Below are 19412 nucleotides of genomic sequence, written 5' to 3'. Positions count from 1 at the left end.
GGTTCGTTGGTGTATGATTTGAGCGGTTTGGGCGATTGTTTTTTCAGCCTTCAGGTTTTCAGTTCTTCAGAACTTGTATGAAGGCGTCCGGGGGGATCGAAACCTTGCCGATTTGTTTCATCTTCTTTTTGCCCTCCTTCTGCTTTTCGAGGAGCTTGCGCTTGCGGGTGATGTCGCCGCCGTAGCATTTCGCGGTGACGTCCTTGCGCATTTCGCGGACGTTTTCGCGCGCGATGATCTTGCCGCCGATCGCGGCCTGGATTGCCACGCGGAACATTTGCGGCGGGATGATCTCGGCGAGTTTTTCGCAAAGCTCGCGGCCCTTCCCCTCGGCCTTGCTTCGGTGAACGATGCTTGAGAATGCGTCGACCGGCTCGCCGTTGATGAGAATGTCCATCTTGACCAGGTCGTCGGCCTTGTATTCGCCGAGCTCGTAATCCATCGAGCCGTAGCCGTGCGTGACGCTCTTCAGCCGGTCGTTAAAATCGACGAGGATTTCGTTGAGCGGAAGGATGGCGGTGAGCATGACGCGGTTGGCGTCGAGTGTGTCGGTGTGGTCAATGACGCCGCGTTTTTCCATGATGAGCGAGAGGATGTCGCCCATGCAGGTGTTGGGAATGAGGATCGACGCGCGGATGGTGGGTTCGGCGATGTATTCGATGGTGCCGGGATCGGGCAGGAGCACGGGATTGTCCACGTCGATCTCGGGCAGGCCGTGCGCCTTCACATGGTAAACGACGCTCGGGTAGGTGGAGATGATTTCCACGTCGTGCTCGCGCCGGATGCGCTCCTGGATGATTTCCATGTGCAGCAGTCCGAGAAACCCGCAGCGAAAACCGAAACCGAGCGCGAGGGAACTCTCCGACTGGTATTGAAACGCGGCGTCGTTGAGGCGGAGGCGTCCGAGCGCGGCCTTGAGTTTTTCGTAGTCATTGGACTCGAGCGGATACAGTCCGCAAAAAACCATCGGGCGCACCTCCTTGTAGCCGGGGAGCATCTCGGTGGCGGGCTGGCGCGTTTGCGTAATGGTGTCGCCGATTTTGATGTCCGAAGTGTCCTTGATGTTGGAGACGACATAACCGACATCGCCCTCGCCGAGCATGTCGATTTTCACCATCTTCGGGGTGAAGATGCCGACCTCCTTGATCTCCGCCTTTTGGCCGGTGCTCATCAACGTCATGCCGTCGCCGGCGCGCAGTGCCCCGGAAAAGACGCGCGCGTAAGTGATGACGCCGCGGTAGGAATCGTAAAGCGAATCGAAGACAAGCGCGCGCGTGCCATTGTGGTCGCGCCAGCGCGGAGGCGGAATGCGCGTGACGACGGCCTCCAGAATATCCTGGATGCCGATGCCGGACTTGCCCGAGGCGAGAATGGCCTCGTCGTGCGGAATAAAAAGAATGTCCTCGAGTTGCTGGAGGCAGAGGTCGAGGTTTGCGCTGGGAAGGTCGATCTTGTTGATGACGGGGATGACCTTGAGGTCTTGTCCGGTGGCGAGATGCGCGTTGGCGACCGTCTGCGCCTCGACGCCCTGCGCCGCGTCGATGAGGAGCACCGCGCCCTCGCAAGCGGCGAGCGAGCGCGAGACCTCGTAGGAAAAGTCGACGTGCCCCGGCGTGTCCATGAGGTTGAGCTTGTAAGTGCGCCCGTCCTTGGCGCGGTAGTGCATGGTGACGGGGTGGCTCTTGATGGTGATGCCGCGCTCTTTTTCAAGGTCCATGGCGTCGAGGTGCTGGTCGGTGAGGACTCGTTGTTCGACGGTGTTGGTGTGTTCGAGCAGGCGGTCGGAAAGCGTCGTCTTGCCGTGGTCGACGTGGGCAATGATGCAGAAATTGCGTGTCAGGATTTCGTCCATTCTGGTGCGTAAAAAGTCTGGTGCGGTAAGGGCGTCGCGATTCGTGTTGATTGGCGTGTGATTTGAAACCCGTCAAGTTGCAGGCGGAAGCGCGCGGGAGCAAGCGGCGAAATTACGGAAAAATCAGTGTTGATTTCCGCGCGCAGGCGGGCACGGTTTTGTGCTCCCGCTTATTTTTGCGGGCAAAAAACTGTCGGACGCTTAGCTCAGTTGGTTAGAGCACGTGCTTCACACGCACGGGGTCACTGGTTCGAGTCCAGTAGCGTCCACCATTTTTTTGGCAAGCTGCAAGGCGGTCAGCGTTGATAACGCCTCTTGTGAAACAGAGGTTTTCATGGGAATGAGCAAGTCGCCGAGGATTTTGGAAAGGCGACGGGATTTTTAAGGGCTCTTCGCTTGGGCACCCTTTTCTTCAGACCAAGAGAGTTTCCACAATCTGCTTTCGGACTGCCGATGGTAAGGCCGGATCCCACGGGCTGGAAGCCTGTGCCGCTCCAAAAAAAGCGGCGGACTTTTTCAGGCCGCCGCTTTTGCAGAAGATTGTTTTTGATATTCGTTTCCTTACAGCGATTGCGCGGCGGCGACGACGGCTTCGGCGGTGATGCCGAGCTCTTTCATCACGGTGCCGCCGGGGGCGCTGATGCCGAAGCGGTCGATGCCGATGCAGATGCCGTCGAGTCCGACGTATTCGCGCCAGAGCGCCGTCACGCCCGCCTCAATCGAGACGCGTTTGCGGCAGTCGGGCGGGAGGATCGAGTCGCGGTATTCCTTCGGCTGCTCGTTGAAGCGCTTGAAGCTGGGCATCGAGACGACACGCGCGCCGGGGCCGAGGATTTTCGCGGCTGCGACGGCGTGCTGCACTTCGCTGCCGGCGGCCAGGAGGATGTGCGTGAGCGGAGCGGTTTCCTGGATGGCGACGTAGCCGCCTTTCAACACGCCGGCGCGGCGGATGTGCGGCGGGATGTCGTTGAGCATCGGCAGCGCCTGGCGCGTGAGCGCGAGGAGCGTGGGGCCGTCGGTGCGCTCAAGCGCGGCGGCAAAGGCGCCCGCGGTTTCCTCGGGGTCGGCGGGGCGGATGACGTCCATGTTCGGAATGACGCGGAGGCCGCTGACGGTTTCAACGGGTTGGTGCGTGGGACCGTCCTCGCCGACGCCGACCGAGTCGTGCGTGTAGATGTAGGTGACGGGGAGCTTGGCGAGCGCGGCGATGCGCATTGAGGGGCGCGAGTAGTCGGCGAACACGAGGAACGTGGCGCACGAAGTGCGGAAGATGCCGTCGTAGGCGATGCCGTTGTTGATGGCGGCCATGGCGTGCTCGCGGATGCCGTAGCGGATGTTGCGCCCGGCGCGGTTGGTTTTGTCGAAGTCGGCCGAGGCGGCGATGTAGTTGAGCGTGGAGCCGTAGAGATCGGCGCTGCCGGAGACGAGGAGCGGGAGCTCGGCGGCGAGGGGCTGGAGTATCTCCTTGCCCGCGGCGCGCGTGGCGAGCTTGGCGTCGGCGGCGAACATCGGGATCACGTTCTCGGCGAGATGCGCGGCGCTGACCGGCGTGTTGCGCGAGTCGAGGATCGCGGCCTTGTCGGGGTTGGCCTCGCGCCAGGCCTTGTAGGTTTTGCCCCATTTGTTGTAGGCGCGGACGAGGCGCTTTTTGTGGTTGGCGAAGTAGGCTTTGACGTCGTCGCTCACGTGGAAGAGCTGGTCGGCGGGGAGGCCGAGTCCGGCGCGCGCGGCGTCGGCGAATTTCGCGCCGCCCTCGCCGTGGCCTTTCGAGGTGCCTTCGACTTCGGGGATGCCCTTGCCGATGATTGTTTTTGCAATGATGAGCTGCGGTTTGCCGGTCTTGGCTTTCTTGGCCTTGTTGACGGCCTTGTTGATGGCGGCGATGTCGTGGCCCTCGGCGAGCGTGATCACGTCCCAGCCGATGGCCTTGAAGCGGGCGGCTGTGTTTTCGTTTTGCGACTTGTCGGCCATGGCGTCGAGGGTGACGTCGTTTGAGTCGTAGATGAGGATGAGGTTGTCGAGGCCTTGGAATCCGGCGAAGGCGGCGGCTTCCATGGCGACGCCTTCCTGCATGCAGCCGTCGCCGGCGAGCGTGATGATGTGGTTGTCGAAGATGGTGTGCTCGGGGGTGTTGAAGCGCGCCTCGGCCATTTTGCCGGAGACGGCGTAACCGACGGCGTTGGCGATGCCCTGGCCGAGCGGGCCGGTGGTGGCCTCGACGCCCGGGGTTTCGTCGAACTCGGGATGGCCGGGGGTCTTGCTGTGGAGCTGGCGGAAGTTTTTGACCTCGTCGAGCGGGAGGTCGTAGCCGCTCATGTGGAGCCAGGCGTAGAGGAACATGGAGCCGTGGCCGCCGGAGAGCACGAAGCGGTCGCGGTTGAGCCATTTGGGATCGGCGGGATTGTGCTGGAGGGCGCTGCCGTAGAGGACGGCGCCGATTTCGGCGCAGCCGAGCGGGAGGCCGAGGTGGCCGGAGCTGCATTTATGGACGGCGTCGATGGCGAGGCCGCGGGCTTGGTTGGCTGCTTTTGCAAGGAGGTTTGTTTCGAGTGCCATGATGGTTGTTTTTTGGTGATGTAAAAAGGCGCGTTATGCGTTTGGTGAAAAAGACAAAGGTTTAAAGTGAAGAGGCAAGGGAGATGCGTGAAAAGGGAAAAATGGCGCGGCGTTTTGACGCCGAGGCGTTTGCGGGGTTGCAAACACCGGATGTTGTCCCATTCTAGCAAGATGCCGATGACCATTGACCAGATCGTGAATGAAACACGTTCGCTGCCGCGTGATGTGGTGGCGGAACTGGTCGATCGTATTTTGATGGAGTCTCACGGCGGCCAGAATGCGGAACACTCCGCCGCGTGGTCGGCGGTCGTTCATTCGCGCATCGGCGATATTCGGAGCGGAAAAATCAAGGGCATTCCGGCGGAGCAGTCATCGAAAAAAATCAGGCAAATCGTCGGAAGGTGATGCCCGATGAAGCCCGTCGTTCTTCACCCCGAGGCCGATGAGGAATATGCCGTCGCAGCCAAACATTACGCGAACATAAGCCGGCAATTGGGCGGGCGTTTTTATGACGAGATCGAAAGGTGGATTTTGGAAATCAGAAAATCCCCGGCGCAGTTCCGACAATACGAGCCGCCTGCAAGGAGAAACTTGGGGCGTTCATTTCCATTTGCCGTTGTTTATCTCGACGAGCCGGACTGCGTGTGGGTGGTCGCGATCATGCACCTGCATCGCGAGCCGGATTATTGGAAGCGGCGGCTTGGGTGAGCGTCACCGTTTCCAGAGCGCGAGCAGTTCCTTGGCGGCGGCGAGGGAGGGTTTTTGGTCGTTGGCGACGGCGTGCTCGATTTGAGGGAGCAGCGCCTTCACGCCGGGGGCCTGGTAAAACTCACTCAACAGCGCCTCGCGTATGAGCGAGTGCATCCATGCGATGGACTGGTCGCGGCGGCGTTCGTCGAGGATTCCGCTTTCGCGGCAGGTCTTGAAGAAGTTGAGCACGGTTTCCCAAACCCTGTCGATGCCCTCGCCGGTGATCGCGGACGCGGTGAGCGCGGGAGTGGTCCAGCCTTCGGTGGCGGGGCGCAGGTAGTGGAGCACGCGTTCGAGTTCGGCGCGCGCGGCCATGGCGCGAATTTTGTTATCACCGTCGGCCTTGTTCACGACCATGATGTCGGCAAGTTCCATGATGCCTTTTTTGATGCCCTGCACTTCGTCGCCCGCGCCGGCGATGGAGAGGAGCAGGAAACAATCGACCATGGAGCGCACGGTGACCTCGCTTTGGCCGACGCCGACGGTTTCGACAATGATCACGTCGTAGCCGGCGGCCTCGCAGAGGAGAATGGTTTCGCGGCTTTTGCGCGCGACGCCGCCGAGCGAACCGCCTGAGGGCGAGGGGCGGATGAATGCGCCGGGCTGACGTCCGAGTTTTTCCATGCGCACCTTGTCGCCGAGTATGCTGCCGCCGTGCACACTGCTCGACGGATCGACGGCGAGGACGGCGACACGGTGGCCTTTTTCGCAGAGGTGCGTGCCGAGGCTTTCGATCGTGGTGCTCTTGCCCGCGCCGGGGATGCCGGTGATGCCGACGCGCATGGACTTGCCGGTGTCGGGGAGGATGCGCGCGAGGAGCTGCTGCGCCTGCTCCTGGTGCGCGGCGACGCTGCTTTCGACGAGCGTGATCGCGCGCGCGAGGATGGTCGTATCCTGTTTTTGGATACCTTCGACGTAGTCGTCGATCGAGAGCTTGCGGCGGCGCGGCGGGGTGGCGGAGGGCGGCGCGAAGTCGCCGGTTTGTTTCACGCCCTCGATCACCCAGGTGGCAAAGGCGGAGCCGGCGTTTTCCGGAACCCAGTCGGGGCGTCCGCCCGTCGCGGGTTGTTCGTGCGCGGGTGTGTGCGGATTTTTTTCAGGCTTTTCTGACACGGCGCAAAGGGATGACGGTTACTTGGCGTCAACGCCGAAGAGTTTTTCCTCGGCGGCGACAACGGCTTGGATGAATTCCCCGGGGGTTGTCGCGTTCATGAGGACCTCGCGGTTTTCGGGTTCCTTGAGCAGGCGGCAGAGCGCGCTGACGATGGCGAGGTAGGTGCCGGGATTTGTCTTCGGCGTGCCGAGCACGAACATGAGTTTTACGATCTGGTTGCAGTTTTCAAACACGACGCCCTTCTCGCTGCGACCGACGGCGAGCACGATTTTTTGCACATGCTCGGTGCGTGCGTGCGGAATCGCGATTTCGTTGCCGAGGCAGGTGGTGTCGAGGCGTTCGCGCGCGAGCAGCTCGTTGTAGAAGCCCTGGAAATTAGTGACATTGGGGTGGCCGTCGAGGAGCCGCGCAACTTCGTTGATCGCGGCGGTTCTCCGCGCGCTCTTGATGGAGAGCGTGACGCGGGAAGGGTCCAGGAGTTGTGAGAGGCGGCCAATCATTGCTGATGTCGGTTGATGGTTAAGCAAAGAAACAGAGAGAGCCCGCGCGCGCGAGTTTGCAAGGGAGGAATCGCCCAAGAAAACGATTTTTTGAAGAAGCAAATAAAATTGCAGCCCGCGCGAAGGCCGCGCATGACTCGGGCATGACTTCTCTTCGTTTCTTTCGGTTGACGGCGGCGCTGGCCGCCTGCGCGGCGGGGTTGTTTTTCGCCCCTGAAGTTTGCGCGGGCGCGGGATTTTCGGGCGGGCTTAGCAAGGCCGACTACGCGGCGGCGGGTTTGGCGAAATTGTCCGATGACGAGCGGGCGCATCTCGACGCGCTTGTGCGGGCGCATGCCGCGGGGGCGTGTGTTGCGAACGCTGAAACGCAGGCTGCGGCCAAGCCCACCGGGGATGAACCAGTGACGGTGGTTGCGACGGACGCGGCAACTGCAAAACCAAAATCCCCGCCCAAACCGAACCGGCAAAAGGTGAAGGTCGATCCCGGCACCGAGATCGAATACAACACGATGGAGCTTGAGCTGGCGGGCACGTTTGCGGGGTTCGAGAAGGGCACGGTTTTCACGCTTTCAAACGGACAGCGCTGGAAGGTGGTTTCCGGTTCGTATTCGTGCGGCCCCGATCCGCGCGTCAAAAAGGTGCGCGTGAAGCCGGGCGTGCTGGGCAGCTTCTTTCTGGAGTTTGAGCGGGTGAAAACCCAGGCGAAGGTGAAGCTGGTGAAGTAGCCGAAAACGAAACGTCCGCGTCCGCGTTACGCGCGCTTCGCGGCTTCGATGCGTTCGCGCATGGGCACGTAGTCGCGGAGTGTGTGGCCGGTGTAGATTTGGCGCGGGCGGTAGATTCTGCCTTTCGGGTTTGCCGCGATTTCGCGCCATTGGGCGATCCAGCCGGGCATGCGCCCGATGGCGAACATCACGGTGAACATGTCGGTCGGGAGGCCGATGGCGCGCATGATCAGGCCCGAGTAAAAATCGACGTTCGGGTAGAGTTTTCGCGATATGAAATACTCGTCGTTGAGCGCGGCTTCCTCAAGTTTCATGGCGATGTTGAGGAGCGGGTCGTTTTTGATGCCGAGGCTCGCGAGCGCGTCGTGGAAGCTTTGCTTGATGATTTTTGCGCGCGGGTCGTAGTTGCGATACACGCGGTGGCCGAAGCCCATCAACCGCTGTCCCTTGCCCGCCTTTGCCGCGGCGATGAATTTCGTGCCGTCGTCGCCGGCGTCGTGGATGTGCTGGAGCATTTCGATCACGGCCGCGTTGGCGCCGCCGTGGAGCGGGCCCCAGAGCGCGCACACGCCGGAGGCGATTGAGGCGAAGAGATTGGCGCCGGCGGAGGCGACCATTTTCACGGTCGAGGTCGAGCAGTTTTGCTCGTGATCGGCGTGCAGGAGCAGGAAGAGGTTGAGGGCGCGCGCGACTTCCTCCTTCGCGATGTATTCGTTGTAGGGGTCGGTGAACAGCATGTGGAGGAAGTTTTCGCAGTAGCCGAAGTTCGGGCGCGGATAATTGAAGGGTTTGCCCATGTTCACCCGGTAGGTGTGCGCGGCGATGGTGCGCACCTTGGAAATGGCGACGGCGGCGGCCTCGTCGAAGTGCTCGAGATCCTGCTGGTGGTTGTTGCTGGCGAGGTGCGGGTAGTAGGCGCCGAGGGCGTTGAGGCTCGCGGAGAGCACGGCCATCGGGTGCGCGTCGCGCGGGAAATTCTGGATGAAGCGCACCATGCCCTCGCGCAGCGCGGCGTTGTCCGAGAGGAGGCGTCCGAACCTGGCGCGCTGGTGGGGCTTGGGCAGCTCGCCGTTCATTATGAGATAGGCGGTTTCCACGAAGTTGGATTTTTCGGCGAGCTGCTCGATCGGGTAGCCGCGGTAGCGCAGGATTCCCTTTTCGCCGTCGATGAAGGTGACCTCGCTTTTGCACGAGCCGGTGTTGGCATAGCCTTCGTCGAAAGTGATCGCGCCGGTGTCCGCTCGCAAGCGGCTCATATCGATGGCGATTTCGCCTTCGGTTCCTGTGATGACCGGCAGTGTGAGTTCCTTGTTGTTGAATTTGAGGAGGGCGTCGGAGGACATGGTTGTGGATAATGCAGGCTGGATTGCGCGGCATGCAAAGAAAAGTTGCGTTTTTTGTGCAAATATTCTTTTCACCTTTAGCGAAAATTTGACCAGCGGACTCGCGGGCGCAGACCAAAAAACGTCGCGGGTAAAAACAACTCCAATAAAATCACCCCGTTCATAAGCATTATGAAAAAAAACATAAACCGCCGTCGTTTTCTCAGTCATGCCGCAACCGGAGGCGCGGGCCTGATTCTGTCATCCGCGCTGCGCGCGCAACCTTCAGCCGGTGAAAAAACCGTCGCGCCGCAGCCGCCGAAGTTCGAGGTTCGCCCCCTTGGCAAAACCGGCATCAAGCTCCCCGTCCTCAGCATGGGCGTGATGAGAGCCGACAATCCCAACCTCGTCAGGGCGGCCCTGCGCAACGGCGTCGTGCATTTCGACACGGCGCACAGTTACCAGCGCGGTAACAACGAAACCATGCTCGGCAAGGTGCTCAAGGGCGTGCCGCGCGACCAGTTTGTCATTGCGACGAAAGTCGGCGTCCGCCGGGAAATCTTCAACGACAACGCCCCGGATATTTTCATGGAAAAGTTCAACACGAGCATGGAGCGCCTCGGGCTTGAATACGTGGACATCCTTTATCTCCACGGGGTCAACTCCGGGAAGGCCGTGCTTCACGAACCGATCCACAATGTCATGCGAACCTTGAAAAAACAGGGGCGCATCAAGCATTGCGGCGTCTCCACGCACGACAAGGAGCCCGAGGTCATCGACGCCGTCATCAAGGGGAAGTTTTACGAGGTCGTGCTCACGGCGTATAATTTCAAGAAGCAGCAAAGCCTCGATATAAAATCCGCCATCGCGCGCGCCGCCGCCGCCGGCATCGGCATCGTCGCGATGAAAACAATGGCCGGCGCGAAAGACATAAACGTGTCCGCCGCGCTCAAGTGGGCGTTGCGGGATAAAAACGTGACCACGGCGATTCCCGGCTACACAAACTTCGACGAACTCGACGTGTGCCTCGAATCCGCCGCCAGTCTCGCCTACACGCCCGAGGAAAAGGCGTTCATCGACGGCGGCAAAAAAGTCGCCTCACTCTACTGCACGCAATGCCACGGATGCGACGGCCAGTGCCCTCAAAATCTGCCGATCCCCGACCTCATGCGCGCCTACATGTATGCGCACGGCTATCGCCAGCCCGGCCTCGCCAAGGAAACCATCACCGAGCTCGGCCTGCCCGACAATCCCTGCGGCGATTGCGAAACCTGCACCGTCAACTGCCGCTCCGGGTTTCTCGTTGCCGAAAAAATCCGCGACATCTCCCGCATTCGCAACGTGCCCGACGAGTTTTTGGTGTAGCCAAATCGCGCAAAACACCGCGTTCATCCCGTCCCGTTTGTCCCGTTCATCCCGCCGGTCGCATGGGGCTTATTCATACCATGAAAAAAATCATCCTCGCACTATTCGTTTTTCCCGTCGTTTTCGCCGCGCTCACATTCGCCCAAACCCCGAGGGAACTCGTCGCCATGCTGCCGAAAATCGACGGCTGGACGATTTCCAAGCAAGTTGAGGTTTTCACCGGTGATAATCTTTTCGACCGCATCAACGGCGCGGCCGAGGGGTATCTGAAGTGCAACTTTGCCGAGATGACCTCCGTCGATTACACAAAGGACGGCACGGACAAATACGTGACGCTGCAAATGTATCGCCACGCCACGCCGTTTGACGCCTTTGCCATATACTCCGCCGAACGCTCGCCGGGGCCAGCCTTCCTCCAAATTGGCGCTGAGGGTTATCGCGCCGCCGGCCTGGTTCATTTTCTATCCGGCAGCATGTATGTGAAAGTGACGACCTCCGACGAAAGTCCGGAAACCCCGGTCATGATGGAAAAAGTCGCGCGCACGCTCGCCGCCAAAATTGACCCCGCCGCCGCGCTTCCCGCAATCCTGAAGGCGTTTCCGCGGAAGAACAAACGGGCGCTCTCGGAGACCTACATCGTTGACAGTTTCCTCGGACACAAATTCATGCTCCCCGCATGGAGCGCCACCTATGACAAAAACGGGAAGGACTATGCCATGTTTATCATAGACGGAAAAACAAAGGCGGGGATCGAAAAGCTGCTCGGCGACTACGCAAAATTCAACCGGCAGAAATCCGCGCCCCAAGAAGGCGCGTTTGTGATGCCCGACCGCTTCAACGGCGACATCCCGATGCTCTGGCGCGGCCAATACATCTTCGGCATCACCAACGACAGCGGCGCCGACATTGATGCGAGCGCGCTTTTGGCGCGGCTTGCGGAAGCCGTGAAGTAGAAGGCCGGAGGCGCGCCCCCTGTGCATGCGATTTCCCTTTTAACCCCAAATGCATTCTGGCATTAAGCGTTAATTCACGAAACTTTTCCTCCCGGTAGGCGACTTATTTTTTCTCATGCGATTTTTCAGAGCGATCCTGCTTTTCACAACGACACTGGCCGTTGCGGCATTTGCGCGCGCGGCCGACACGCCGGCGGCGCAAGGGCCGACTCCCGTATGGGAGGCCGGGCTGCCCAAGTTCGACGCGGGCGCCTATGACGCGAAGGTCGAGCTGCTGCTCTCGAAATACGAGGCGTCCACGGGGCGCAAACTCGCGCCGGGACCGAAGAAAAAAGTAGGGCTCAAAATCTACACGGACTCGGGGCCTGGCATGGCCACGCCGATCGCGCTGGTGAAGGCGGTTATTGCCGCGATGGAAAGGCGCGGATTTGAAACGGAGGGTATTTTCATTGTCGGGTTGAACCAGCTGCGCCTGCGCATGACCGGATACCTGCCGGCATACGCGCAAGGAGATTATCCGTTCAAGGGGCACCCGGTTTACGTGCTGGAGTCGGGCCGGTATTACGATCCGGTTTGGTTTTACGACAGCCCGCTGCCGTCGCGCTTCGATTCGATTTTTGCGGAGAAAAGCGTGGAGGATCAAAACCCGAACACGACCAAGGAGCAGGACCGCAAGAGCTTCCTCGCCACGCCGCTCTTTCTCGACGCGGATTTTTGGATCAACCTGCCGGTGTTCACCGACCATCCGATTCTCGGCATCAACGGCTCGCTGGTGAACGCGACGCTCTGGAACGCGAGCAACACGGCGCGCTTTTTCCGCAGTCCGGCCAACGCGCCCGCGGCGGTCGCCGAGATGAGCGCGATCCCCGAGCTCCGCCAGACGTGGGCGCTCACGATTGCGAGCCTGGAGCACTACCAATACATCGGCGGGCCGTATTTTAACTCGCTCTACACGGTGTCGGAGCCGGTGCTTTGGTTGAGCAGCGACCCGGTGGCGCTCGACTCGATGGTTTTGGAGCGCATCAACCGCTGGCGCGAACGCAACGGCTTCCGCGCGGTGTCCGAGGACATTCACACGCTCGGTTTTGCCGAAACGCTCGGCGTCGGCTCCACGCGCATCACCCCGGAGCGCGTGATCAATGTGGACAAATGAGCGGTCGCGCTTTAGCGCGAGATTATCAAGGAGTGCGAAATAAAAGGGACATTGCTTGAAGCCCAACGGGCTTCCGTCCTCTAGCCCAAGGTTGCGAGCGCAGCGAGCTACCTTGGGTATGGTGAATATGACAAACAACCCCAACGGGGTTGCGGTATCTTTCTCATGGCACCCGGGGTAGGCGCTCGCGGCTCGCACCAACCCGGGCTAAGGGACTCATCCCCGTTGGGGATGAGCGTTCCGCCGTTTCGTATTGCGCATGTCGCCTGATTTCATGAACGCCTCGTGAAAGGCGAAGGCGTTTTTTTAGTCGGCGGGTGTCTGGCCTTGGGGAGGCGCGCGGTGTTTCAAATCCTGGCGGGGCTGTTTCACCGAAACAGTTTCTTTTATGCCTCCACCCAGACGGCAAGCCCGCTCGCCTCGAAACGGCAGGTTCTTTTGGGCTTCCCTTAGAATTGATTTGCCAGCAAGCGGGCACAGTTACTTCTTTTGACCTTCACACAAATTTATCAGCACCCAAACAACCAAAATCACATCGCACAACACCATGGCCGAACTTGTAGGAAATGTCTTGGTGGGCCAGTCAGGAGGCCCCACCGCCGTTATCAACGCCAGCGTAGCCGGAGTCGTCTCCGAAGCACTCAACCATGAGTGCATCGAGGAAATCTATGGCACGCTCAACGGCGTGCTCGGCATCCTTAATGAGGATTTCGTCGACCTCGCCTCCGAATCGCAACAGGTCATCCGCGGCCTCCGTTACACGCCCGGCGCCGCGCTCGGCACCTGCCGCTACAAGCTCAAGAAACAGCAGGATTTCGAGCGCGTTCTCGAGGTCTTCAAGGCGCACAACATCCGCTACTTCTTCTACGCGGGCGGCAACGACTCGCAGGACACCGCCGACAAAATTTCCAAGCTCGCCCAAGAGCAAAACTACGACCTGCGCGTCATCGGCATTCCCAAGACCATCGACAACGACCTGCCCGTCACCGACCATTGCCCCGGCTACGGTTCCGTCATCAAGCACATCTGCTCCACCGTTCGCCAGGTTGCCTGCGACAACGAGGCCATGGGCCAGCACGACCTCGTGCAAATCATCGAGGTCATGGGTCGCAACGCGGGCTGGATTGCCGCCGGCGCCGCGCTCGCCAAGCGTCGCGACCAGCCCAATGATCCCCCGCACCTCATCTATTTGCCCGAGGTCGCCTTCTCGACAGAGAAGTTCGTTGGCGACGTGCAACGCGTTCTCAAGCGCGAAAAATACTGCATGATTGTCGTGGGCGAGGGCCTCATCGACGCCGACGGCAACTACGTTTCCGCCGATGACAAAACCGACGCCTTCGGCCATGCCCAGCTCGGTGGCGCGGCCGATTACCTGAAGGGTCTTGTCGAACAAAACTTCCCGACCGTGAAATGCCGCACCGTCAAGCTCGGCATGGCGCAGCGCGCCGCGGTCATTGGTGGTTCGAAAGCCGATGCCGACGAGGCCTATCTCGCGGGGCAAGCCGCGGTCAAAGCCGCCGTCGTCGAAGGCGAGACCGACAAAATGGTCACGCTCCTGCGTGGCGACACCGACCACTACAGCTGCGAAACCGGACTCGCCCCGCTTGGCGACATCGCCAACGGCGTGAAGAAACTCCCCCGCGAGTGGATCAACGAGGACGGCGTGAGCATGAGCAACCAGTTCATCCGCTACGCGCAGCCGCTCATCCAGGGCGAAACGGTCGTTCCCTACGAAAACGGCCTGCCCGCCTTCGTGAAACTCGAAAAAGTGCGCGTGGACAAAGCGCTCCCCGCATACGAAATCTGAGCCGGCGGCAAACACGCACGCACACTTAATTCTCTCTCAAAGCGCCGCGTTTTGCGGCGCTTTTTTTGCGTGTGGTTGTCCCGGCTCGTTCCGTTTCAACGTAAATCGACTTGAATCGACTCAAGTCGATTCATGCCGGTTCAAGTTGTTCCGCCTTGGGCCGGCTTGAGTTTTTCGCCGAATGCGAAGGGCGGGTGTGTGCCGTCAATCGGGTTTTCGGCGAAAAGCTGCTCGAGCGTCTTGGTGAAAACCGGCTCGCGATTTATCGCCTTAATCGCGGCATGATACTGCGCGCTCACGGGATCAATGCTGTCGAGCAGCATGCCCGAGGGATCCTCGCCGATGTTCTCAAAGAGCTCCTTGAACTCGCCGAGCGTGATGCGGTTGAGCGGCCGCGCCGGTTGATACAGATAGTCCGACGCCGCCTCGCGTTTGGCCGGCGGCGGCACGGCCGAGATCAGCCCGAGATCCTTCAAGCGGTTGAGGCATTCGTTCAGAATTTGCGCGGGCGCCTTGATCGTGTCGCCGAGTTGCGAAACGGTGCACGGCGGCATGCACGCCTGGAAACGCCGCGCGATGGTGAGCAGCACGATGAGCGTGAGGCGTTCGCGCCGGGTGAACGACAGCGTGCCCCAGGCGATCTGGCTGTTGCGGAAATGCACGTTTTGCACCGCGTAGCTGACCTGCCCGCCGATCAGCACAATCATCCAGAACACATACAGCCCGAGCATGAGCACGGGCAGCACGCCGAGCGAGCCGTAGAGGCTTTGCGTGATTTCGATGCGGCGAAAATATGCGAATGCGATCAGGTTGTTGCCGACGAGCAGCACCGACATGGTGATGGAGCCGGCGAGCGCCGCGCGCCAATACACGCGCGTGTTGGGAATGAAGCGGTAAAAAAGAGTGAGCGCCCCAAGCGCGAGCACGGCGATGACCGCGGGCATGACAAAATTTGCGGCGGCGATCATCTGCGCACCAAAGGGGATTTTTTCGCGGAAGAAGTTCTCGAAAGTCGCCGCCGAGAGCGTGGTGATGGCGACCGAAAAGATGATCGTGCCAAGCGTGAGAATCGTCCAATAAAACACGACGCGCGTGAGCCACGAGCGCGTTCGTCGCACGCCCCAAATGTCGTTGAACACATCCTCGATCGCGCCGAAGAGAAAAATCACAATCGTGATCAGAGTGATCGCGCTGATGCCGCCGATGGTGCCGGAGCGGGCGTTGGTGATAAAGTTGTTGATGAGGCGGACGATTTCGGGGCGAACCTTGCGTTGCGCTGTGTCGGGTTGCGCGGGGGTGGATGGTGCTGTGGATGTTTTTTCAGCAGCCGTGACGGCGGAGGATGGCGCGGGCGCCGAAGGCGCCGGGGCGGGCGATGCGGCGTTGGATTGTGTTTGGGTGCCGGGGCGCTCGGCGGAGTTTCTGGCGCGCCCATTGCGGCGGTTTTGCTGGCGGATTTCCTCGTAGTGATCGACCTGCGGCGCGACGAACTTGATCGCGTCGTTGAGTTTGTTCGCGATCATGTCGGGATCCTGGTCCTTGAGCACAAAGCCGGCGACCATTACCGCAAGCGCGATGAGCGGCCCGAGGCTGAGCAGCGTGGTGAAGCTCAGGGCGGCGGCGCGCGCAAACGAGCGCGTGGCCAGCGTGCCGGTGATCGTGATCGAGATGACGCGCAGGAGCGCGTAAGCCCAGCCGCGCAGGGATTTTTCCCCCATGTGCGTGGACTGCCAGATTTCCTTTGTGTAGAGGGAGACGGCGCGGTTTTTGAGGAGTATGAGTGAGCGCATCATATTGGTGGGCGCGGCCCGGGGCCGCATTTACGTGAGCAGACAATATGCGAGCGCTGCGAGCGCTGCCAAGCCTGCGATTGTGTTTGCGATGAGCGCGCGCGGAGCGGCGCATGTTGTTGCCAGCCAGAGACAGACCGACGCGATCAACGCGGCAACAAGCGCGCCGGTGTTCGCTTGCAGCCAAAAAAGCGCGCCCAGAAAACCGAGCCCGAGTCCCGTGCGAACGCGGACGAAACGGAAGAATCGCACGCCAAACACGCCGCAGCACAACGCCATCAAAAGGTCGAGCGCGCCGAGCCAGAAGCATGGATATTGCAGGAGGGCGTTCGCATTGAGCGCGTCCACGCTTTTGAGCATGGGGAGCAACAGCGCGAGCGCGCTGCCCGCGAGGAGAACGACGGTGAGTTTCGCCGCGAGCGGAGACGAAGCCGCGGGAGGTGCCGGATTTTTCGCGGTGTTTTTGGGCAGCAACGCGGCCAGTTCGGGCACCTCGAACAGCGATATCCACTGGTCGGTGTTGGCGTCGAAGTGGAGCGTGCTCGAATTAAGCCCGCCCGATTCGGCGAGCCGGGAAAGTTGTTCAATCGTGAACGGTCCGCGCGCGTCGGTGTCGGATGGCTGGCGGATGTAATACTCGTGCTGGGAAGGAGGCATTCTTTGTGGCGCAGACCGCCAAGTTTGCTCGTGGTTCGGAAGGGAAGGGGAATCGGCAAAAATGCAGGATTGGCAGTTTGTGCTACATGCGCTTGAGCGTGCGCACGCCGAGGAGGTTCAGGCCGGTGTTGAGCGTGAGCTGGGTGCGCGCGCAAAGAAGCAGGCGGCGGGCGCGAACCGGCGCGTCGTCAACGAGCACTTTGTCCGCGTTGTTGAAAGCGCTGTAATCGCCCGCGAGCTCGTAGAGATAGAGCGCGAGGAAATGCGGGCGGAGCGTGTCGGTGGCGAGGCGAAGCGCGTCGGGAAACTTCACGAGTTTGCGCGCAAGGGCGAGCTCGGTGGGTGTCTCAAGCGGCGCGGCCTCCTTTTCGATCGCGGCCAGGGCTTCCGGCTCGATGCCGGCCTTGCGGAAAATGCTGTGGATGCGCGCGATCGCGTAGAGAAGATACGGCGCGGTGTTACCGTCGAGGGAGAGCATTTTGTCCCACGAAAAGAGGTAGTCGCTGGAGCGGTTTTGCGAGAGGTCGGCGTATTGCACGGCGCCGATGCCGACGTGGTGCGCAATGGCGCGGCATTCCTCGTCGGTGAATTGCTCGGCCTTGGGGCGGCTCGCGTTTTTCTCGCTCACGATGGCGTGGGCGCGTTCCTCGGCCTCGCCAAGGAGATCCTTCAGCTTGATCGTGTCGCCGTCGCGGGTTTTGAGCGGCTTGTTGTTTTCGCCGAGCACGGCGCCGAATGTGACGTGGGCGAACCGGGGCATGCGGCGTCCGGTTTTGGCGAACCATTTTTCGGCGGTGAGCGCGAGCTGCTCGAAGTGGTCGGACTGGCGGAAGTCGGTGAGGATCACGATGCCGTCGGCGTGGAAATGCTCGACGCGGTAGAGCATGGTGGCGAGGTCGGTGGTGGCGTAGTTCGACGCGCCGTCGCTTTTGCGGATGATGAATGGCTGTTTCGCGAAGCGCGGGTGCTCGGGATGGAAAACGACGAGCGCGCCCTGGCTCTCCTCGGCGAGCCCGAGTTTTTGGAGCTCGTCGAGCACGGGTTGGAGTTTGTCGTTGTAGAAACTTTCGCCGAGGTAGTGGTCGAACTTGATGGCGAGCTGCTTGTAGATTTCGTCGAAGGCTTTTTTGCTGACCTCGGAGAACAGTTTCCAGAGTTCGAGGCTGTCGTAGTCGCCGCGCTGGAGTTTCACGAGTTCCTGGCGCGCCTCCTCGAGTTCGGGCGAGCCGTCGGGCGTGGCTTCGTTGCCGAGTTTGTAGAGGCGCTCGAGCTCGGAGATCGGATCGCGCGCGAGGGCGTCCTTGTCGAGCCAGCGCTTGTAACCGTAGATGAGTTTTCCGAACTGCGTGCCCCAGTCGCCGAGGTGGTTGTCGCGGATTACTTTTGCGCCGCTAAACTCAAGCAGCCGGCAAATCGCCTCGCCGATCACGGCCGAGCGCAGATGGCCGACGTGCATTTGCTTGGCGGTGTTGGGCGAGGAATAATCGACGACCCATGTCTGCCCCGCGTAGGCGGACGAGGCGCCGGCCGAAAGTTTTTGGATGGAGTCGTAAGTGTTGAGCCAGTCGGCGAGCGCGGCGGGCTTGAGCGTGAAGTTGATGAATCCGGGGCCGGCGATGGCGGTGTCGAAGCGGGCTTTGGTTTCGCCGGGGAGCGCGGCGATGATTTTTTCGGCGAGTGCGCGCGGGTTTTGTTTGTTGCGTTTTGCGAAGGCGAGGACGCCGTTGGCCTGAAAGTCGCCGTGGCGCGGATCGGCGGTGCGGACATCGGGCGCGAAGTCGCCCGCGTCGATGCCTGAGGCGGCGACGGCGGTTTTCATGGCGGCGTCGATATCCGCCGCGATATTGAACGAAACGTGCATGCGTTTAAAAGACGGGCAGGAAGGGCGGGGCGGCAACTAGAAAAATCCGCGGAAATCCCCACGGTAATAAAATCCCCAAACCCAACCCGCCGGGATTTTCCCTACTTGGCATTTTTCGATTTCTTCGGGGCCTTTGGATTCGTTTTATTCCTTGGCGCGGGTTTCACGTCGGTGCCGGAGATGACGTATTCCACAACCTCGGCCTCGCCAAGCGTGACCTTGCCCTTTTTGAGCTTGTTGCGCAGTTCGACCGGGTAGCCGTCCGCGCCAAACGAGCTTGCGCCGACTTCCAACATTCGCGGTATCGCCTCGGCGAGCGGCGCCGAGCCGCGGCCCGTGTTGTAAATGCTCAGGCGCGTGCGCCACAGCATTGTCTGGCGGCGGGGCTTGCCGGCTTTCAGCGCCGCATAGTCGTATGCGCCGAAAAGAATGAAGTAACGTCCTTCGCTCAAGTCCGGCAGGTTGTGTTTGCGGTCAAAGCTGTGGGGGCGCAGGTCCATTTTGTTCGTGCTGACGATGCCCAGCATCTCCGCCGTGTGGCGTTGAGTCGTGGCGGTTCCCCCCTCTTCGCCCAACTCCGTTTCGTCGGCGTTGATGCTGCCCCAGCTGTAAACTATGAGCAGCGACGGCTCCGGATGGTCCTTGTCGATTTCGAGGTAGTGCTGCGATGCGAGCGCCTTCTTCACGTGCGGCGCGACCTCCTCCTCCCTCGGAATTTTTTCGCCCGCGTAAACCGCGCCCAGCTCCATCGGCCCCGCCGAGTGTATGATGCAATGACGGGGTTTTTCCGCGGTCGGCGGCACAAAGTTTTTCCCCTCGGCGGTGCGGTCCGGCGCCACGAGCACATCAATGTCGCCCTTTGCCGCGCGCAGTGTCCCCTCCGGCAAACCCAGGGTCGCAATCGCCGCCAGCCCGATTGTGATTTTGGTGAAAACCCCGCAACGCCGCCGAACGAAGGAAGGGGACGCGTTCATGTGGGTTGTTGCGGAGATTGAGAGCGTATTGTT

General features: G+C 60.8%; 16 protein-coding genes and 1 tRNA gene. 8 read left to right on the top strand and 9 right to left on the bottom strand.

Annotated features, from left to right (window positions below; genetic code table 11):
• Window positions 1–58 precede the first annotated feature (58 nt).
• Window positions 59–1852 carry a translation elongation factor 4 gene (lepA, locus tag M2447_RS04065; protein ID WP_277509782.1) on the bottom strand — a complete coding sequence of 598 codons (1794 nt, stop codon included), beginning with the start codon at window positions 1850–1852 and terminating at the stop codon, window positions 59–61.
• 195 nt (window positions 1853–2047) lie between these two features.
• Between lepA and M2447_RS04060 the strand changes: the two genes are divergently transcribed.
• A tRNA-Val gene (locus M2447_RS04060) sits at window positions 2048–2124 on the top strand.
• 289 nt (window positions 2125–2413) lie between these two features.
• Here the strand turns inward: M2447_RS04060 and tkt are convergent.
• Window positions 2414–4408 carry a transketolase gene (gene tkt / locus M2447_RS04055; RefSeq protein WP_277557498.1) on the bottom strand — a complete coding sequence of 665 codons (1995 nt, stop codon included), beginning with the start codon at window positions 4406–4408 and terminating at the stop codon, window positions 2414–2416.
• Window positions 4409–4495: 87 nt separating this feature from the next.
• Here tkt and M2447_RS04050 point away from each other — a divergent pair, with 87 nt between their 5' ends.
• Both M2447_RS04050 and M2447_RS04045 read left to right on the top strand, forming a co-directional pair.
• Window positions 4496–4813, top strand: a complete 318-nt coding sequence (locus tag M2447_RS04050) for an addiction module protein (RefSeq protein ID WP_277557497.1) — start codon at window positions 4496–4498, stop codon at window positions 4811–4813.
• A gap of 6 nt (window positions 4814–4819) precedes the next feature.
• On the top strand, window positions 4820–5116 hold the full coding sequence (locus M2447_RS04045; RefSeq protein WP_277557496.1) for a hypothetical protein: 297 nt from the start codon (window positions 4820–4822) through the stop codon (window positions 5114–5116).
• 3 nt (window positions 5117–5119) lie between these two features.
• Here M2447_RS04045 and meaB read toward each other — a convergent pair whose 3' ends face one another.
• Both meaB and M2447_RS04035 read right to left on the bottom strand, forming a co-directional pair.
• Window positions 5120–6271: a methylmalonyl Co-A mutase-associated GTPase MeaB gene (gene meaB / locus M2447_RS04040; protein WP_277557495.1), complete on the bottom strand. Its 1152-nt coding sequence runs from the start codon at window positions 6269–6271 to the stop codon at window positions 5120–5122.
• 18 nt (window positions 6272–6289) lie between these two features.
• A complete protein-coding gene (locus M2447_RS04035) occupies window positions 6290–6772 on the bottom strand; it encodes a PTS sugar transporter subunit IIA (protein ID WP_277509786.1) in 483 nt (160 codons plus the stop codon).
• Between the two features lie 143 nt (window positions 6773–6915).
• On the opposite strand from M2447_RS04035, the gene M2447_RS04030 reads away from it, so the two are divergent.
• Entirely contained in the window at window positions 6916–7497 is a 582-nt protein-coding gene (locus tag M2447_RS04030) for a hypothetical protein (RefSeq protein ID WP_277557494.1), read from the top strand.
• Window positions 7498–7523: 26 nt separating this feature from the next.
• Here M2447_RS04030 and M2447_RS04025 read toward each other — a convergent pair whose 3' ends face one another.
• Window positions 7524–8840 (bottom strand): citrate synthase, encoded by a 1317-nt coding sequence (locus tag M2447_RS04025; RefSeq protein ID WP_277557493.1) that lies wholly within the window; start codon window positions 8838–8840, stop codon window positions 7524–7526.
• A 171-nt stretch (window positions 8841–9011) separates the two neighbouring features.
• Here M2447_RS04025 and M2447_RS04020 point away from each other — a divergent pair, with 171 nt between their 5' ends.
• The 4 genes from M2447_RS04020 to M2447_RS04005 all read left to right on the top strand — a co-directional run bounded on the left by M2447_RS04020 (window position 9012) and on the right by M2447_RS04005 (window position 14097).
• The gene (locus M2447_RS04020) at window positions 9012–10184 is read left to right on the top strand and encodes an aldo/keto reductase (RefSeq protein WP_277509791.1); all 1173 of its coding nucleotides are present in this window, start codon (window positions 9012–9014) and stop codon (window positions 10182–10184) included.
• 80 nt (window positions 10185–10264) lie between these two features.
• Complete coding sequence (locus M2447_RS04015; RefSeq protein WP_277557492.1) at window positions 10265–11137, top strand: DUF6599 family protein; 873 nt, start codon at window positions 10265–10267, stop codon at window positions 11135–11137.
• 115 nt (window positions 11138–11252) lie between these two features.
• Window positions 11253–12290: a DUF362 domain-containing protein gene (locus M2447_RS04010; protein WP_277557491.1), complete on the top strand. Its 1038-nt coding sequence runs from the start codon at window positions 11253–11255 to the stop codon at window positions 12288–12290.
• Window positions 12291–12837: 547 nt separating this feature from the next.
• The gene (locus M2447_RS04005; protein WP_277557490.1) at window positions 12838–14097 is read left to right on the top strand and encodes a 6-phosphofructokinase; all 1260 of its coding nucleotides are present in this window, start codon (window positions 12838–12840) and stop codon (window positions 14095–14097) included.
• A 140-nt stretch (window positions 14098–14237) separates the two neighbouring features.
• Here the strand turns inward: M2447_RS04005 and M2447_RS04000 are convergent, their stop codons facing one another.
• The 4 genes from M2447_RS04000 to M2447_RS03985 form a co-directional block, all read right to left on the bottom strand.
• On the bottom strand, window positions 14238–15890 hold the full coding sequence (locus tag M2447_RS04000; protein WP_277557489.1) for a YhjD/YihY/BrkB family envelope integrity protein: 1653 nt from the start codon (window positions 15888–15890) through the stop codon (window positions 14238–14240).
• Window positions 15891–15917: 27 nt separating this feature from the next.
• The gene (locus tag M2447_RS03995; protein WP_277557488.1) at window positions 15918–16544 is read right to left on the bottom strand and encodes a DUF4339 domain-containing protein; all 627 of its coding nucleotides are present in this window, start codon (window positions 16542–16544) and stop codon (window positions 15918–15920) included.
• Between the two features lie 82 nt (window positions 16545–16626).
• Window positions 16627–18405, bottom strand: coding sequence for an arginine--tRNA ligase (gene argS, locus M2447_RS03990; protein ID WP_277557487.1), 1779 nt, complete (start codon window positions 18403–18405; stop codon window positions 16627–16629).
• A gap of 101 nt (window positions 18406–18506) precedes the next feature.
• Window positions 18507–19379 (bottom strand): hypothetical protein, encoded by an 873-nt coding sequence (locus M2447_RS03985; protein ID WP_277557486.1) that lies wholly within the window; start codon window positions 19377–19379, stop codon window positions 18507–18509.
• Between the last annotated feature and the right edge of the window lie 33 nt (window positions 19380–19412).

This window comes from Ereboglobus sp. PH5-10 (assembly GCF_029504735.1).
Taxonomy (GTDB): domain Bacteria; phylum Verrucomicrobiota; class Verrucomicrobiia; order Opitutales; family Opitutaceae; genus Ereboglobus.
This window is presented reverse-complemented; position numbering and strand designations above follow the sequence as displayed.

Bases quoted from the DNA above. Each gene is read 5' to 3' on its own strand.
- argS (WP_277557487.1), bottom strand. From the start codon at position 18,405: ATGCACGTTTCGTTCAATATCGCGGCGGATATCGACGCCGCCATGAAA.
- M2447_RS04030 (WP_277557494.1), top strand. From the start codon at position 6,916: ATGACTTCTCTTCGTTTCTTTCGGTTGACGGCGGCGCTGGCCGCCTGC.
- M2447_RS04025 (WP_277557493.1), bottom strand. From the start codon at position 8,840: ATGTCCTCCGACGCCCTCCTCAAATTCAACAACAAGGAACTCACACTG.
- M2447_RS04045 (WP_277557496.1), top strand. From the start codon at position 4,820: ATGAAGCCCGTCGTTCTTCACCCCGAGGCCGATGAGGAATATGCCGTC.
- M2447_RS04020 (WP_277509791.1), top strand. From the start codon at position 9,012: ATGAAAAAAAACATAAACCGCCGTCGTTTTCTCAGTCATGCCGCAACC.
- M2447_RS04000 (WP_277557489.1), bottom strand. From the start codon at position 15,890: ATGATGCGCTCACTCATACTCCTCAAAAACCGCGCCGTCTCCCTCTAC.
- M2447_RS03985 (WP_277557486.1), bottom strand. From the start codon at position 19,379: ATGAACGCGTCCCCTTCCTTCGTTCGGCGGCGTTGCGGGGTTTTCACC.
- tkt (WP_277557498.1), bottom strand. From the start codon at position 4,408: ATGGCACTCGAAACAAACCTCCTTGCAAAAGCAGCCAACCAAGCCCGC.
- M2447_RS04015 (WP_277557492.1), top strand. From the start codon at position 10,265: ATGAAAAAAATCATCCTCGCACTATTCGTTTTTCCCGTCGTTTTCGCC.
- lepA (WP_277509782.1), bottom strand. From the start codon at position 1,852: ATGGACGAAATCCTGACACGCAATTTCTGCATCATTGCCCACGTCGAC.
- M2447_RS04010 (WP_277557491.1), top strand. From the start codon at position 11,253: ATGCGATTTTTCAGAGCGATCCTGCTTTTCACAACGACACTGGCCGTT.
- M2447_RS04005 (WP_277557490.1), top strand. From the start codon at position 12,838: ATGGCCGAACTTGTAGGAAATGTCTTGGTGGGCCAGTCAGGAGGCCCC.
- M2447_RS04035 (WP_277509786.1), bottom strand. From the start codon at position 6,772: ATGATTGGCCGCCTCTCACAACTCCTGGACCCTTCCCGCGTCACGCTC.
- M2447_RS03995 (WP_277557488.1), bottom strand. From the start codon at position 16,544: ATGCCTCCTTCCCAGCACGAGTATTACATCCGCCAGCCATCCGACACC.